At 64.2% G+C, this 232-nt stretch carries 1 protein-coding gene; it reads left to right on the plus strand.

Annotated features, from left to right (window positions below; all coding sequences use genetic code 11):
• On the plus strand, window positions 1-139 hold a 139-nt coding region (locus SLW55_RS20610; protein ID WP_267123781.1), incomplete at its 5' end, for a flagellin.
• Window positions 140-232: the final 93 nt, after the last annotated feature.

Consider the following 232-nt stretch of genomic DNA (forward strand, 5'->3'; position numbering starts at 1 on the left):
CAGCCGCATCCGCGATACCGACTACGCCAAGGAAACCGCCGAGCTGACCCGCACGCAGATCCTGCAGCAGGCCGGCACCGCGATGCTGGCCCAGGCCAAGCAGGCGCCGCAGAGCGTGCTGAGCCTGCTCCAGGGCTAAGCGCAGCAAGCCGCGATGCACCGCCGAGGGCTTCTACGCCATTAGGAGCCCTCGAGCGGAAAAGATATCAAACACGTTAAAACCAAGGCGTAC

This window comes from Xanthomonas sp. LF06-19 (assembly GCF_034105425.1).
Classification (GTDB): domain Bacteria; phylum Pseudomonadota; class Gammaproteobacteria; order Xanthomonadales; family Xanthomonadaceae; genus Xanthomonas_A; species Xanthomonas_A sontii.